This is a genomic window from Dyadobacter sp. NIV53 (assembly GCF_019711195.1).
Taxonomy (GTDB): Bacteria; Bacteroidota; Bacteroidia; order Cytophagales; family Spirosomataceae; genus Dyadobacter.
On record NZ_CP081299.1, the window covers coordinates 7,231,997 to 7,247,722 of the forward strand.

The following is a 15,726-nucleotide window of genomic DNA, read 5'->3' on the forward strand; positions in this document are numbered from 1 at the left end:
TAAAGATATAAATTTTTTATCGAGAATAACTAATAAAAATTTACATTTTCTACTACTGACCTCCCCCGGCAAACGAAAGAGTTTAAAACTAGAGATTTTTGGTAGCAAATACAGATCAAAAACGTAATTTATTACTATGAAAAAATCGAACTTCGCCGAAGTTCAGCGGAGTGGCCCGTGCCATCGCTTATGCACTCAGACAATCTGGCGCAGCAACGCGGGTTAAATACATTTGTCGGCAGATAGGTGTATTATAGGCAACATTTTTTGCCTGTAATCGGATCGATTTCTACGATGCATATTCCGGGAAAACTTTACCACCATTCCGGGCTGTATATTTACCAGTAATTCCGAAGGAAACTTTACCAGTAGCTAAGTACTTACATCACTGAGGATGTTAAGTTGAACATTCAATATTAGTTTTTTATTTTCGTCTTCTCAAGGAGCGCCCCACAAGATCAATTTTATTTGCCGATGCTGTGAGTCTATCGAGCACCGCGTCGGCAACTGAAGGTTCGTTTATGAACTCATGCCATTTGTCTACCGGCAGCTGCGAGGTAACGATTGTAGCGGATTTCCCATACCTGTCTTCCAGGATATCCAGCATGGCCAGCCTTGCGTCTGGCGATAGTGGTTTCAGACCAAAGTCATCAAGAATCAATACCTGATGGCCCGCTATATTACGGATCCATTTCAGGTAAGAACCATCGAGCTTCGCCTGAGAAAGGTTTTCCAGGAATTTATTCATCGAGAAGTACAAGGTCTTGTAGCCCAGCAAGCAGCTGCTGCGACCTATCGCACACGCCAAAAAGCTTTTACCTGTTCCGGTTTGCCCACAGATAAGTATATTTTCAGCTTTCTCAATAAACATTCCGTCGGATAACCGTAGCAGCATCTCGCGGGAAAGCCCCCTTTCGGGGGTGCAGATAACTTCTTCAAGCAGGGCATTGTAACGCAGTTTACTGTTTTTTAGCAGCCTTTCTGTTCGATAATGATTTCTGTATTCGAGCTCGGACTGACACAGTAAGGCGATAAGTGAATGTGCATCTTCCTGCTCGTGTGAGGGCAGCGCTAAGGCAGCCTGATATCGTTTGGCCATTCCGGTAAGTTTGAGAACATTTAATTGCTCTACGGTCATTTGAGTGTTCATAATCTGTACTGTTTGTTAAATTGTTTTATAAGAATCTGCACCACGGATGTTGGTATGAACGGGAATTGGGGAAGGTGATTCGGTCAGCTCTACAACCAGATCCATGTTGTTTTTAAGGATCGTTTTAACCACACCATAATTGTATTTACTTCCCATCAAGGCTCTTTTACAAGCTGATTCCACTCTAGCAGGACCATATTCTGTAATGAGCCTCAGTATACCAAGGCAAGGGCCGTAGGCCTGGTGAATCGTTATTTTACTCTGCATTAGTTTATCAAAAAACTCCCGTGTATAGACACCATTTTCAGAGGCCTTCCTGAGATAGTACTCTGGGTTCCATCCTTTTTGTTCAGCAATCCTTTTATGGTTCTCGGGCATGTGCTCCCATTCGGTAGTGTAGGCATGTTTTTTAAAACTTCTCTTATGAAGAGCAATCCGCTCCTGACGGTGGTAGATCTCTACACAATCGCTATCGTAAACAATCTGTACTTCTTTACCTACATACGTGCTTGGAACGCTGTAAAAGTGCCAGTCTTCGCCTACCACGACATAGTAGTTTTTATGTACTTTGCCCCGTGTGTAATGACGAAGCTCATAAGGCGTCTGAGGCAAGGGTTGTAATAAGGGCTTTTCCTCGGAGTTAAATAGCTGGTATCTGCTGTATGTTTTCTTTTGAAAGTTTTGCCGGTGATGTTCTTCAAGCTTTTGCAGGATGGCCTTATTAAGCTCGGCACGGCTATGGAAAGTTGTATTGCGGATCAGGGCGTAAATGCGGCGGTAAGTGATCAATACCTGATTCTCTATAGAAGGCTTGTCTTTGGGGAAACCTGGTCTGGTAGCCAACAGGCCTATGTGGTTATGGATAGACCACTGCTCGAGCATCTGTGGAAAGGTTGGCTCATAACGACAGGATTTGCTTACCCACTGTCTCATGTTATCTGAAATTGCATTTAAGGGTACTCCACCCAGATAATCAAGCATGTTGTTCAAGCCTTTGATTACCTGCGGCAGACTCGCATTGTCAAGGGCTTCTACATAAGCATAACCGCTGAATGGCAACACACCAATTAGTACGGGACATTCAAATAGCTCACCACTTTTCTTATCGACATAATGCAGTTTTGAACCCGCGAAGTCGATCTCCATCAGCTGGGCTGGATTATGGCTAAAATGCATACTGGGCTTCCTGCGGCCCATTTCTATATCAAGAAGTTCACAAAACCTGGAGTACTGAAAACCAGAAGGGTGCGCTTCGAGATATTCCTGCCAAAGAAGCTGGCGGGTGACACCAACCCTTTTTAATTCCAGTACAAAGTAATCGATCTGGTCTAAAAACTGGCTTTTACGCGTATCCCGGACCTGCTCCTTTTCTGGTTTATTCCCTTCAATAATGGAGTGCAGCTGATGATCACTAAGCGTTAAAAGGGTGTTATAATCACTTCCGGTTTCCAAAAACAATCTGGCATACTGATGCACAGTCTGCCTTGAAATACCGGTTTGCTTGACAATAGCGCGCTCGGAATAACCCCTTTTCAGGAATAAAAGTATCTGACGTAATTTTTGCATACTAAGTGATTTATTAGCCATTCTTCGGATAGTTTTTGATCGTAATCAAATGTATCCCAGAACGGTATAAAACCCTCAGTGGTAAAGTATGTAGCGGAAAATCCGGTAAAGTATCTGTCGGAATAACAGACTTTTAATGCCTTGATTTTACTTCCAATTGGTAAAGTTTACAGCGGAATAGCTGGTAAAACCCACCGCAGAATAACTGGTAAACTATTCCGGAACACTGGTAAAGCATGTTCGGATTTCCTGGTAAAATATGAAATCGGAATCGTGGTAAACTATAGAGTGGAATATGCACTACGATCCATGCAACTAAAATATGATAAAAATTATAGGTTAATTCTTGCTTAAAACATGGAAATCCACGCGGTCGGTAACTGCAGCAAAATTTGCAACGATTTGCTGGCTAGAAAATCTTTAAAAGGGATTAATGTTGTTACTGAATTAAGCCGAATCTGCCTGGCCGAAGAATATTTTCCACAGCGAATTCATTGCTATAACTGTAATGAATTTATTTCGAAGAAAATGGACTTATTCGGGGCGACCCGTACCGGCGTATTCAAATAGTATAACACTCGACTTCTCAAGGCCAGGAAAACCAATTGACAATCATTTTGTTGTATCATTTGACGGAAAGAATGTCTTTCGGTTAATTGGTTCTTGTCTTTGGACGACGTCAGAAGAAAAATCGAAGACTTTCGGTGGGAATATAACTATTTCAGACCACACAGTACGCTGAATGATTTAACCGCGGCCGCCGACAGCTCCAAAGAATTTGTTAATTTACATTATGAAACACCAAAACTCTGTTTACAACCATCTGATAACCGGGGGGAACCTCATTTGAATGAAAGTTTTTACGGTCGATACACAGATATTTAAGTAAATTGACTTATCAAATCTGACTCTTACAATATTTAATTATGATCCTATAAGTGTCATTTAAATTTTACCATTTTAATTTGCTTTAAAATGCTTGAAAATTATTTATTACAAATAGACTTGTTGCAATTGTTAGAGTGCTGCTCGACAAAAATATTCATTGGTATTTATCACCCACTTTAATTCATCAATATTTCCATCAGTTAACCTACACAAGCGTAGAGCTTACGGGAAAAATGAATATTGTTAGTAATAGATGTTTACTTTATTCTATATAATAATTACATATTTCAAAATTAGAAATTCTAATTGTCTGTATTCTTGCCAATCATTAATTATGGAAAAACAAAAAATACATCTTGTACTGAATGGTGGAGGAATGAGATGCATAAGTTACATAGGGGCGATTAAAGAACTATTAGATAACCAGATTGAAATTGTATCAATATCTGCTAGCTCTATGGGTACAATTATCGGATCTATGCTTGCATCAGGCCTTACCATCGACGAAATGGAAAGGAAGGTTTTAAACTTTAATTTTAGAAGGTTTCAAAAAAAAAGATCATTTTCAAAACTTAGAATATTTGTATATCCATTTGCAACCCATGAAACGCCTAATTACCTTGAAATAGTTGAAGAACTAATTGGTGGAGATTGTGAGCTTGGAACACTTGAGCTGCCATTATCAATTAATGCATTTGATATGCTATCTAAAAAAATCCTGACATTTTCTTCAAATGATCCTGAACGAAAAAAAATATTGCTATCAAAAGCTTTGACTATTTCAACGTCATTTCCGCCAAGGTATGAACCTGTCGAATTTGAGAATTCGCTATTTGTGGATGCAGTAGTTGCCGGATCAAGCGCAGTTTTAGCTGCTTCACAACAGAAAGGATTTTATCCAATACTAGTATTGAGACCTGGATTAGCTGCTGTAAACCCTAGGAAGATTAACGTTTTGCGCTATGTCCGTTTTTTAATAGAATCATCTGTTGTCGTTCACGATTCATATGTAAATCTTCAGATAGGCCGCTCGACCGAAGTTACTACCTACTATGGAGATATTAATGCCCTAGATCTAAATATTGGACCGGATGATATAAGATTGCTGTTTGCCGAGGGACGTAGTTCAATGAAGAAGAAACTACAAGAGATTGACAGTAACTTTTCATATTTAATAAAGGGTTACGGTGCGTTAGAATACAATGCAGACGTTATATCAGAAGAATCCCATAAATCCTCTTCAATTGGAGAGTGCATGCCTTCTGCAATTGCAGAGCTATTTAGAAAGAATAGTATTTTTGTATCTTATAGCCATGAGGATTATGTTTGGTTAAGTTCTTTCCAAAAACATCTTAGCACTGCGCAGCGCTACCACAAACTTGTAGTATGGACAGATCAAGATATTAAGCCGGGAGATTTGTGGATGCAGCAAATAGACAATGCATTAGATAATGCAAGAATAGTTGTATTTTTAGTATCGCCAAGTTTCTTCAATTCAAATTTTATCCAAGATAAAGAGCTGCCCTACTTGCTCAATAAGCATATTGATGGAGAAGTCAAAATTGTTTGGATAGCACTTAGTTTTGTGCTTTATGAAGGTACGCCAATAGAAAAATTTCAATGTGCTAATAATCCACGAGAGCCTATTGATTCACTTCCTGATTCAGAACGCAATCTAGTTTGGGTTAATATATGTAAAAATATATTGTACGAAATGGAAAATCCTGATATTTAGAAAATCAACCAATAATCTGGTTGTTTTAGTTGGCATAGATAGCTATGATGGGTATCAGTTATACGTATTGTCCTGTTTTTACCTTACAGTTTGTCCGATCCTGAAAATAAGTTGTCAGTTTTTAAGTGAATAATTATTATGTCTTAGCCTGATATAGATTGTCAATTTTACCTTAAAATTTACATCTATGCAAGATGTAAGCTTCCCTAAAAATAGGACAGTAAAATTTTAGACAAATTTTCTAATTTTAAACTGTTATGAAAGGGACAAAATTTACCGAAACACAAATTGTCAAGATCCTGAAGGATTTAGATACTGGCAAACCTGCGCTAGAAATTGCCAGAGAACATGGGATATCAAAGGCTACACTTTATAATTGGCGAAAAAAGTACAACGGCATGGGAGCTTCGAAACTGTCTGAATTGAAAGCTCTCAAAGGAAGAAAATCGCCGGTTAAAGCACATGTATGCTGAGCTTGCACTGGATCACAGTGGACTTGCTACCTTTAAGCGGACACTGAGTTAAGGGAAACTTTTATAACTTAACACTTATGTCTGGAGAAAGAAGAGTATTTGACAAGGAGTTCAAACTAATGAGTGTTGAACTAAGCAACAGCCGCACAGACCTTAGTGCATTGGCAAAAGAATTAGATGTTCCGCCGGCAATGCTATACCGCTGGCGCAGAGAACTTTCTGCGAAACAAAATGGCAGCTTCCCTGGCAACGGAAAGGTGATTTTGAGCGAAACGGAACAGGAATTGGCCCGGCTAAGGAAAGAACTTCGTGACACACAACTTGAACGAGATATCTTAAAAAAGGCTGTCGGCATTTTCTCCAGGAGCGATGGCAAATATTCCGGTTCATAAAGGATTACCGGAAAATATTTCCCATTGAGAAAATGTGCATGGTTTTTAAGGTAAGCAGAAGCAGGTTTTATACTTGGTTGAGCAGTGAATTATCAAATGCAGCCATTGAAAACCAGGCTCTTACTGAAAAAATCAGGGTTATTCATAGTAAAAGTAAACAAACATACGGAAGCCCCAGGGTCACTCGGGAGTTGATTAAGCAGGATGTAAAAGTGTCTCGTCCGAGGGTTGCCAGACTGATGAAAAAAGCAAAAATAAGAAGCATTGTTAAGAAAAAATTCCGCATCACAACGGATTCTGAGCATAAATATCCGGTTGTGGAAAATAAGCTTAACAGGCAATTCAAAGTGGATAAAATAGCCACTGCGTGGGTATCTGATATAACGTATATTAAGACGACACAAGGCTGGCTATATCTCACCATGATACTGGATTTAGCTGATAGGAAAATAGTAGGATGGGCACTTAGCTCAACCATGAAAGCCATTGATACTGTGATACCTGCATGGAAAATGGCTTGTAAAAATAGAAGTATTACAAGTGAATTAATTTTCCACTCGGATCGGGGAATTCAATATGCTTGCAATGAATTTAAAAGCTTGCTGGATAAAAACCCCCTTGTTATTAGAAGCATGAGTCGAAAGGGAAATTGCTGGGATAATGCGGTTGCAGAGAGCTTTTTTAAGACTTTAAAAGCAGAATGTGTTTACCAAAATACCTTTATCAATAAGCAGCAGGCGGCAGTAATTGTATTCGAGTATATTGAAACCTGGTATAATAAAAAAAGGATTCATTCTGCTCTAGGATATGTCTCACCGAAAGAATTTGAAGAACTTTTAAACAAACAGAAAATTGCGGCTTAACCATTTGTCCGCTTAACTATTGCAATTCCACAGACTCGCTAAGGAGATTATCGAAAAAAAGCTCTAAAAGCCTGTTCAAAAGCGATTGATTGCAACAGAAATTTCTGGAGAAGGGTTTAGCATTGAACGGGCTTGCAAAGTATTAAACCTGAGTCGAAGCGTTTATTATTATAAAGCTGTTAAAGACGATAGTGCAGTTATTGATAAACTTAACGAATTGTCGGAAACTTATCCGACCAGAGGTTTTGACTGGTATTATGGCTATTTTCGAAATGAAGGCCTAGGTTGGAATAGAAAACGGGTTCTGCGGATTTATCGTAAAATGAATTTAAAACTCAGACGGAGACGTAAAAAACGTCTTTTGACCAGGCCTAAACAGCCATTAATTGAAGCTAAAGCGCTAAATGATACATGGAGCATGGATTTCGTTAGTGATGCACTTAGCACTGGTCGTCGTGTTCGAGTTCTGAACATAATTGACGATTCAACCAGAGAAGTTTTAGCAGCACATGCCGATTATTCAATTTGTTCTCAAAAAGTAATAGAAGTACTGGATCATCTGAAATCAGAAAGAGGATTACCAAAATCAATTAGAACAGACAACGGGCCGGAGTTTATTAGTAAGAAATTAGCTAAATGGTGTGAGAAAGAACAGATCGAACAAAAATTTATCCAACCGGGGAAACCCATGCAAAATGGATTTAACGAACGCCTGAACAGAACATATCGTGAAGATGTTCTTGATGCTTATTTTTTTGATTCATTGGAACAGTTAAGGATTATATCTGATAATTGGATGTACGATTACAACAATAACCACCCGCACAGATCACTAAACAGGATGACTCCAAATCAAAAGAGGCTGATATTGGAAAGCGAACACAAAGGGGAAAAAGAAATTTAATTAAAATTCAATTACTAAAGTCCAACAAATCACTGTACTAAGAAGGGGAAGCATACATCTAATACTCATAATATATATGCGTTTGTTACTGAGGTATTTTAGCTTTACTGCAATTTTAATTAGTACGATAATGCTTTTTCTAATTGGAAAAGTTAATTATACAGTTATCGAAAGATACTCAGGATTATCTATCGTCATTGTCTTCATTGTTTCCGTTCTGTTCTCTATCGTTGGGGCATACGGCTTTCGTCGTAGCAAGCAAAAAAAACTAAATGTGCCAAGTGATATTACAGATACATTTCCGAATTCAACATTTAAGCATGCAGTAAATCTGACTTACATGAGTGATACTGTTCTATATCTAAGATCATTTGAAGACGATTGGTTAGATCAAGTTTTAGTCACAAGCAATCTGCTAGATTTATCGACAAAAGAAGAAAATTTAAAGAAAGTATGTAGGGTATACGGCAAGATGGTGGCAATCGGTGATCCAAAGGACGTGCATTCAGTCCTTGGAGCAGAGCGTATTTATTTACCACCTCAAGCAAAAGAACCGGATTGGCAAACAGTTATATTACACTGGATTCATGAATCAGAATTAATCCTATTGAAGGTAGGGACGACGGACGGCTTTTTGTGGGAGCTTTCTACAGTTCTCAATACTGCCAATAGGGAAAAAGTTTTGCTTTTAATGCCAAAGGACCAAGATAAGTACAAAAAATCTGCCGCTTACATTGAAGAAATGACCTCTTTGAAATTACCAAAGTTTGTTAACAGACTAACAGCTATTTCAGAATATCAAAGCATTATTTATTTTTCCGGTCACAATTCATTGCATTGTTATTATCCCAGGTGGTGGAAGACAAATATTATTAAAATATTAGATGATAATGCTTTCGTGCTTAAAGAATGCCTTAAAGTAAGTCATGGAAAACCTAACCCTTCGGACGAATACTTATTTTTAAGTATCACGTGGAAAGTTTTAAGCTATTATTTACTAATGGCAAGATATAAAATTACATTATTTGCCCGCTCGGAAAATTAATAAAATTAGTTAATAACAGGGTCACTTTAATCTGAGCCGACATTTTGAAGAGAGGATTTAAATCACCTGTTATTAATGGTGATTATTTTTTATATTGCTGGCATCGTTATTTAACTAAAATTGAACTAAGTTTTCATAAACTTGCACATTCATATAATTAACTTACTTTGCACAAAGCAAATTATTTATGATATCAATTCGCATATCATAACTGGATTTATTATTTTGTTTTTGATATTTATTTCTTTTAGATATGAAGATGATAATACGTTTTTAGCATATATATATTTTTTACATATGGTGTTTGATAAATCCTGTCTTTAGAATTTTTGTACAAAATAAAGTTATCAATCGACAATTGTTAGAACAATATTATTGCAAGCGCATAGGACGTCATGTAGTAAAATTACATGGTCTTTATGTTAATAATTTAAAGTACCATTGGACAAATAACTCCGAATCTGCTCTGGGCGAGTACCGTTTAATAAGTTTTTCTACTAATTAAATTATTTCAGTAGAATATGAAAGTATCTTCTGCCAAATTGAACTTTAATTAATTAAAAAATAAGGTGCAAATGACAAAGGCCATACGCCTGTTTAAAACGTTAAATAATTAAACCTTCTTCAAAATGGAAATCATATCTCAATTAAAATTTCGAGGTGTACCCGTAGAGAATAACCGTGAAGATTCAACAGAATATCTTGCAGATCCGGGACACTTATGTTTTAAAGGAGAATATGCGCAGTGAACCGCTCATCAGCCAGACCGTTTCCCTGTCCGAAGATACCGTACTGGAATTTCAGTTTGATGATGATACGGTCTGGATTAGTGATCCTGCGAGTATGGAAGAGTTGTTTCCAGAGGCGGTAGCAAGTTTGAGAAGCCTGAACACATCAGTATTTGAATTGCCATCAACATTATCTTTACCTTCCCAGGAGCGAGGAATTGTCAAAGACATAGCTTTAAAAGTATTTAAGGTTTTTGTCAAGAAGCAGGTCATAGGACCCATCGTCCGTGAACTGGCAGGGAAACTGGAGGAGAAAGTGTTAAACCAGGAGCGGGGATTATTACAAATCAGGCAGGATTTCTCATTTATCAATGAAAAGCCTGCGAATCCCGGTCTTTATTTATTACTGATTCATGGTACTGCATCGTCTACGCATCAGTCTTTTGGTGATTTAAGGCATGAGAGTAAGGAAAAGCCTGTTGAGACAGCGCTGTGGCAATACATATTTACAACCTACCGGGAAAATGTCTTCGCATTTGAGCATGAGAGCCTTACAAAAAGTCCATTAAATAATGTCCTGGACCTGGTGAGGGAACTTCCGCAAAATGCTACGCTTCACCTTTTGACCCAATCCAGAGGAGGGCTGGTCGGTGAATTGCTTGCCAAATTTTTTGATGAGAAAGCAGATAAAAAGGGTTTTACCAAAGTTGAAAAAGACTACTTACGCAAACACAATCAGAACAAAGATCCTGACCGGGTTAAAGAAGTTGACCTTATTGAAGAAATAGAAAACATCATTGCCGATAAAAATATAAGAATTGACAAATTTATCAGGGTGGCCTGTCCTGCTAATGGGACAACGCTGGCATCCAAACGATTGGACATTTGGTTGAATGTCATATTTAATGTTGCCGGACTCGCCCTTGCACAGGCAAGTAATCCGGTTTATGTGGCTTTTAAAAATCTGCTGACAGCCGTGGTTGAATCAAAGGATGATCCGGATGTGCTTGCCGGATTGGCACCGCAAAACCCGGAATCTGCGATCAACAAGGTGATCAATAATACAGAGTCTGTTACCCTGCTCTCTTCACCCTTATACGTAATCTCAGGAGATAACCAGCTCAGCTTTAAACTTAAAGCATTGCTTGGAATACTAACGAATCTTTTTTTCTTGGTAAAAATGACTTTGTTGTCAATACCGCCTCCATGTATCAGGGTACCCGCCGTTCTAATGGAAGCGCCCAGTTTTTTCTGGATGAAAGTCCCGATGTAAACCACTTTAGTTATTTCAAAAATACCAGCACGCGTGGCGCTATACTTCGTGCTTTACAATCCCTTGGAAACGCCCGTGTTGACGGTTTTTCTCCTGTGCCTGAAAACTTACTTACCCAATCCAGGGTGAGAGGGATTGATATCAATTTATCATTTGGACAGCTCATGCCCAAACCGGTATCGGGAACCAAGCCTATCGCCATGATCTTGCCAGGGATCATGGGCAGTAACCTGGATGTGGAGGACAAGCCGGTTTGGGTGAATTTTCTAAAATTCGTTTCAGGCGGTCTGTCGCTGCTGGAACATAGTATTAATAATAACAAAAATGTCACGGCCCCTTCGGTGGTAGGTGATTCGTACAGTAAACTTTACCGGCATCTTTCTTCGGAATATGATGTGACTGTATTCCCCTTTGACTGGCGTTTGTCAATGCAAACCAATACGGCATTTTTCAACGCTAAAATTAAAGAATTGATGCAGTTCAAACAGCCTATTAAGCTTATCGGACATTCGATGGGCGGCGTTTTGATCCGCGATTTTATGATTGATCATCCCGATACTTGGACAGATTTGCAGAAAACCACGGATTTTTCTTTACTTTTTCTGGGAGCACCATTAAATGGCTCTTTCAGGATAGCATCAGTATTGTTCGGCAGGGATTCATTGATCAAAAAGCTTGGGTTGATTGATACAAAAAATTCCAAAAAAGAACTTTTGGCATTCTTTACCCAGTTTCCTGGCATACTGGCCTTACTTCCTTTTACGACCGATGCCGCCAATGATTTTTCAAACACGGGTACATGGCAAAAAATGCGGGATGCCCATGGAGATAATAACTGGCCTATCCCTGACGCAGCTTTACTTGCTGATTTCAAGAAATACCGTGACAATGTCCTTGATCCAAATAATACGCTGGACTTCTCAAAAGCAGTATACATTGCTGGCATGGCCGGAAGCCCTGAAGGTACCATATCAGGCTACCGGATTGTTCCAAAAAGTATTTTTAACAGAAATAGATTGAAACTGGAATTTCTGGCGACTTTGGAAGGAGATGGCAGCGTTACCTGGGAAAGCGGCATACCAGGAAAAATGATCCAATCTGAAAACGTATATTATTCATCGGTAGAGCACGGTGAGCTTGCAAACGATGAAAGTCTGTTCGCAGGAATCTCAGATATTTTAAAGGTAGGATCGACAAAAAAACTGTCGAAAAGCCGTCCGATGGTATCCAGAGGAATTGGCACCGAGTTTACGGCACCAGAATCGTTTGACTTTGATTCGTCAGACGCAGGGCTAAAAAGTGCAATACTGGGTTTGAGTTCACCGGAACGCGGAGTCAAGACCGTGGAGCTGCCCATTATTGTTTCTGTCACGCATGGCAATCTCAAATACGCATCCTACCCACTTTTGATAGGACACTTTGAAAGAGATGGAATTATGTCGGCGGAAAAAGCGGTTGATGAACATTTGGGAAAAGAATTAACCCGCAGACTGCAGCTGGAACTTTACCCGGGAGAAGTAGGCACCAGTATGCATGTATCTTCTTCTGATAACTCAGACTTCAAAGGGGTCATTGTTTTGGGTTTGGGTAAACAAGGAGAATTGAATGAAAGGTATCTGGTTAAAACGGTTGAGCAAGGCATTAGCAGTTACCTGACAAGCCTGATTACAAGCAAAGACAAATCTTTTGTAACTGATCAAAAAGCCGGAATATCGGCATTGATCATTGGCTCGGGTTATGGGGGCCTGGGTATAGAAAATTGCATCAGGGCTATTTTGGAAGGTGCACAGAATGCCAACCAAAAGATACAGGCAGCATATGGTCAAAAGGCAGTCAGGATTAATGATTTAGAGTTTATCGAGCTCTATCAGGACAACATACTGACCTGTATGAAAGCGCTTAAAACGCTTGAACGTGCCGAGGGAACAGGATTGTCGATACAAAGAAGTAATTCGGGTATTGTCGAGCAGATGGGCCGCAGGCTGCGGATCCCTATGGAATCGACTGTTGAATGGTGGACAAGAATCACCGTAAGGCGGTATTTAGATGAAGACAACGTGCCGGAACATGTTAAAAAAGGATTACTCTTTACTATTACCACAGATGCGGCCAGGATTGAGGAACGGTCATTGTTCACTTCCGGGAATGAAATCACCAATCTTTTAAAAGCGGCCTCAGCTGAGGGCAGATGGACCCCTGAATTAGCAAAAACTTTATTTGAACTGCTGATTCCCAATGACTTTAAATCGCTTGTCAAACGTCTTAGCAACATCATATTACAGCTTGACGAATTCACAGCATCGTTCCCATGGGAGCTATTGCAGGACACTTTGTTTAACGGCTCCCCGCTTAGCATCAATTCCGGATTGATCCGTCAGTTTACAACCAGGAATTTCAGGGTTATCATCAATTCAATTAATACCAGCACGGCACTTGTTGTAGCTGATCCGGATTTGACAAATCCAAATATGCAGCTTCCTGCGGCTTTAATGGAAGGTTCAAAAGTTTCACAGCTGCTTTTGGATCAGGGTTATGGTGTTATCCAGGAAAACAGGTCAACGTCGGACAGGATACTTACTAAATTGTATAGCCAGAATTACAAAATCCTTCATCTGGCAGGCCATGGTGTTTTTGAATTCGGAGAGCAAAAGCAAACCGGAATGCTGATAGGGAAGGATATCTTTCTGACACCAGCGCATATCGACCAGATGAGCAGTGTCCCTGAGCTGGTATTCGTAAACTGTTGCTTTCTGGGTCAAACAGAAGCAAGGTCGGAGGAATATACCCAAAATCGTTATCAGCTGGCAGCAAATCTGGGAACCCAACTGATCAGGATTGGTGTAAAGGCAGTAGTAGTTGCGGGATGGGCGGTTAGTGATGATGCGGCCCTTTATTTTTCAGAATGTTTCTACCGGGCTATGCTTGAAGGCCGAACCTTTGGAGAAGCAGCCAAAAAAGGCAGAAAGGCCGTTTTTGAGTTGTACAAGAACCGGTCAAATACCTGGGGAGCTTATCAATGTTATGGCGACCCATTTTACCGCCTGGCAGCAATATACGGGCATAATCATTATGAATATGATTTTGAGATCCCTGCTCTGGCAGAAATGGAGCTGACCAATTTGAAAAATGAATTGGATTCTGGAAGTGAAACCAACCAAGTCATGGCTAAGTTAAATGCAATTAACCTGGCATTAAAAAAAGACAACCTCTCCAATGCGAATATCACAGAATTGCTGGCAGCCATTTATGCTGCCCTGGGCATGTATAAGGAGGCCATTGCCCAATTCGAAAAGTTGAGTACCATTACCAACGCAACCTTTACACTGAAAGCGCTCGAACAGTATTGCAATGTAAAGGTTAAATTTTTCCTTCAGGAAGTCAAAATGGGTCAGAAATCCGCTACTAGATGCAATCAAAGACATAAAATCCGTCATTAAAGATCTGGATACGCTTATCAAATTCGGCGAAACCGCCGAACGTTACAACATTTTGGGCAGCACTTACAAGCGGTTGGGTTTGCTTAGCAAAGATACCGCAAAAGAAAATGCTTACCTGGAGGCCTCGGATGCCTACAAGAAAGCGGATAATCTTTCACCTGCAAAAGACAAATATTATCCTATCACGAACTGGATTGCGATTGATCACGCAATATCCTTAAAAAAAACAGGAAAAAAGGGCAAACCGAAAGAAACAATTGCCGACCAAAATGACGAAAGCCCGGTTGATAAATCGGGCGATTGGACTAAGTTGCTGGAATCTGCGTTGGCTGCAAGGCCTGTCAGGTCCCAGGGAAAGAAAAACTTCTGGGATTTTGTGGCCGAAGCGGATATCAGGTTTTGCCAACTGCTTTTACACTATTCTCAGGAAGAATTTGATAAAATGTCCAGGCTTTACCAGAAAATATGGCATTTCGCAGGACACCAGGGTAACCGTCTTGGGACGTTAGAGCATCTGGATATTTTAATTGATTTATACGGTTTTGTAGGTGAAAATAAGATTATAAAAATGATTGAAAAGTGTAAGGTTTTGCTGGAAGGAGGCAGTGTCGACACTAACCTAACCAGTGGGCAAGAAGGTATTACCAATTAAACTAAACCTTTAAAGCGGTTAAAAAGTAAAATTAATTATATGTTATGGAAGTGACTGTTGAACTTCGAAACGAAAGCTTTCCAATCCGAAACAAATACGCGCAATTGATCGGTGTGGAGACCTTTGACGATCCTGAGTTTGAAAATATTGCGGGTATGCAGCGCGATTAAAGTTAGATATACTTTCATATGAAGACTTATTGTTTTGTAATAACTTCTTTTGATAAAAAACCAAATATCAAGGATCTTCAGGCAAAATTTGAGGCTAAAAAGGTGGATGAACCAATCCAGAAAATTGACTTTGATAAAATTTATGAAGAATTGATTAAACCGGCAATTATTAAAGCCGGCATGGAACCGTTAATTGAGCGGGAAGAAACCACCTTCGGCTCGATTCATAAGACGATGTATGAGAAAATCATTCTCTGTGAGTTCTGCATTGCCGATTTAACCAATGCCAACCCAAATGCTTACTATGAATTGGGGATGCGTTATGCGGTCAGACCCTTTACTACGATACCGATCATTGCTTCTTCTCACTTTCCTTTACCCTTTGACATTGGCTTTGACCGCACATTTGCTTGTAAATCGTCAGCAAAAAGTGGACAATTTTAACTAAAA

Annotated in this window: 11 protein-coding genes and 2 pseudogenes; 11 read left to right on the plus strand and 2 right to left on the minus strand. The window is 39.5% G+C overall.

Going from position 1 to position 15,726, the window contains the following annotated elements:
• Nucleotides 1-424: 424 nt before the first annotated feature.
• Nucleotides 425-1,150, minus strand: coding sequence for an IS21-like element helper ATPase IstB (gene istB, locus KZC02_RS29860; protein WP_221391986.1), 726 nt, complete (start codon nt 1,148-1,150; stop codon nt 425-427).
• 15 nt (nt 1,151-1,165) lie between these two features.
• Nucleotides 1,166-2,716, minus strand: a complete 1,551-nt coding sequence (istA, locus tag KZC02_RS29865) for an IS21 family transposase (RefSeq protein WP_221392009.1) — start codon at nt 2,714-2,716, stop codon at nt 1,166-1,168.
• Nucleotides 2,717-3,272: 556 nt separating this feature from the next.
• On the opposite strand from istA, the pseudogene KZC02_RS32300 reads away from it, so the two are divergent.
• The 11 genes and pseudogenes from KZC02_RS32300 to KZC02_RS29915 form a co-directional block, all read left to right on the plus strand.
• A pseudogene (locus KZC02_RS32300) lies at nt 3,273-3,469 on the plus strand (transposase); the annotation flags it as partial.
• Between the two features lie 469 nt (nt 3,470-3,938).
• Nucleotides 3,939-5,339, plus strand: coding sequence for a patatin-like phospholipase family protein (locus tag KZC02_RS29875; protein ID WP_221392011.1), 1,401 nt, complete (start codon nt 3,939-3,941; stop codon nt 5,337-5,339).
• A gap of 257 nt (nt 5,340-5,596) precedes the next feature.
• Nucleotides 5,597-5,828 (plus strand): annotated as a pseudogene (locus KZC02_RS29880) (transposase); the annotation flags it as partial.
• Nucleotides 5,829-5,889: 61 nt separating this feature from the next.
• Nucleotides 5,890-7,067, plus strand: a protein-coding gene (locus tag KZC02_RS29885; RefSeq protein WP_221391970.1) for an IS3 family transposase whose coding sequence is annotated in 2 segments (ribosomal slippage) — nt 5,890-6,160 and nt 6,160-7,067 — 1,179 coding nt in all. Because the reading frame shifts where the segments join, the coding sequence is not laid out codon by codon here.
• Between the two features lie 85 nt (nt 7,068-7,152).
• Nucleotides 7,153-7,971, plus strand: a complete 819-nt coding sequence (locus tag KZC02_RS29890) for an IS3 family transposase (protein WP_221392013.1) — start codon at nt 7,153-7,155, stop codon at nt 7,969-7,971.
• Between the two features lie 76 nt (nt 7,972-8,047).
• Nucleotides 8,048-9,016, plus strand: coding sequence for a hypothetical protein (locus KZC02_RS29895; protein WP_221392014.1), 969 nt, complete (start codon nt 8,048-8,050; stop codon nt 9,014-9,016).
• A 681-nt stretch (nt 9,017-9,697) separates the two neighbouring features.
• Entirely contained in the window at nt 9,698-11,017 is a 1,320-nt protein-coding gene (locus KZC02_RS29900; RefSeq protein ID WP_221392015.1) for a hypothetical protein, read from the plus strand.
• Nucleotides 10,951-14,454: a CHAT domain-containing protein gene (locus KZC02_RS29905; protein WP_221392016.1), complete on the plus strand. Its 3,504-nt coding sequence runs from the start codon at nt 10,951-10,953 to the stop codon at nt 14,452-14,454. Before KZC02_RS29900 ends, KZC02_RS29905 begins: the two co-directional genes overlap by 67 nt.
• A gap of 16 nt (nt 14,455-14,470) precedes the next feature.
• Nucleotides 14,471-15,106, plus strand: a complete 636-nt coding sequence (locus tag KZC02_RS29910) for a tetratricopeptide repeat-containing protein (RefSeq protein WP_310590462.1) — start codon at nt 14,471-14,473, stop codon at nt 15,104-15,106.
• Between the two features lie 44 nt (nt 15,107-15,150).
• Nucleotides 15,151-15,276 carry a hypothetical protein gene (locus KZC02_RS32715; RefSeq protein WP_255637127.1) on the plus strand — a complete coding sequence of 42 codons (126 nt, stop codon included), beginning with the start codon at nt 15,151-15,153 and terminating at the stop codon, nt 15,274-15,276.
• Between the two features lie 18 nt (nt 15,277-15,294).
• Entirely contained in the window at nt 15,295-15,720 is a 426-nt protein-coding gene (locus KZC02_RS29915; protein WP_221392018.1) for a hypothetical protein, read from the plus strand.
• The last annotated feature ends 6 nt before the right edge of the window (nt 15,721-15,726 follow it).

Excerpts from the sequence above, each read along its gene's own strand:
- istB (WP_221391986.1), bottom strand. The coding sequence starts at position 1,150 with ATGAACACTCAAATGACCGTAGAGCAATTAAATGTTCTCAAACTTACC.
- istA (WP_221392009.1), bottom strand. The coding sequence starts at position 2,716 with ATGCAAAAATTACGTCAGATACTTTTATTCCTGAAAAGGGGTTATTCC.
- KZC02_RS29875 (WP_221392011.1), top strand. The coding sequence starts at position 3,939 with ATGGAAAAACAAAAAATACATCTTGTACTGAATGGTGGAGGAATGAGA.
- KZC02_RS29895 (WP_221392014.1), top strand. The coding sequence starts at position 8,048 with ATGCGTTTGTTACTGAGGTATTTTAGCTTTACTGCAATTTTAATTAGT.
- KZC02_RS29905 (WP_221392016.1), top strand. The coding sequence starts at position 10,951 with ATGTATCAGGGTACCCGCCGTTCTAATGGAAGCGCCCAGTTTTTTCTG.
- KZC02_RS32715 (WP_255637127.1), top strand. The coding sequence starts at position 15,151 with ATGGAAGTGACTGTTGAACTTCGAAACGAAAGCTTTCCAATCCGAAAC.
- KZC02_RS29915 (WP_221392018.1), top strand. The coding sequence starts at position 15,295 with ATGAAGACTTATTGTTTTGTAATAACTTCTTTTGATAAAAAACCAAAT.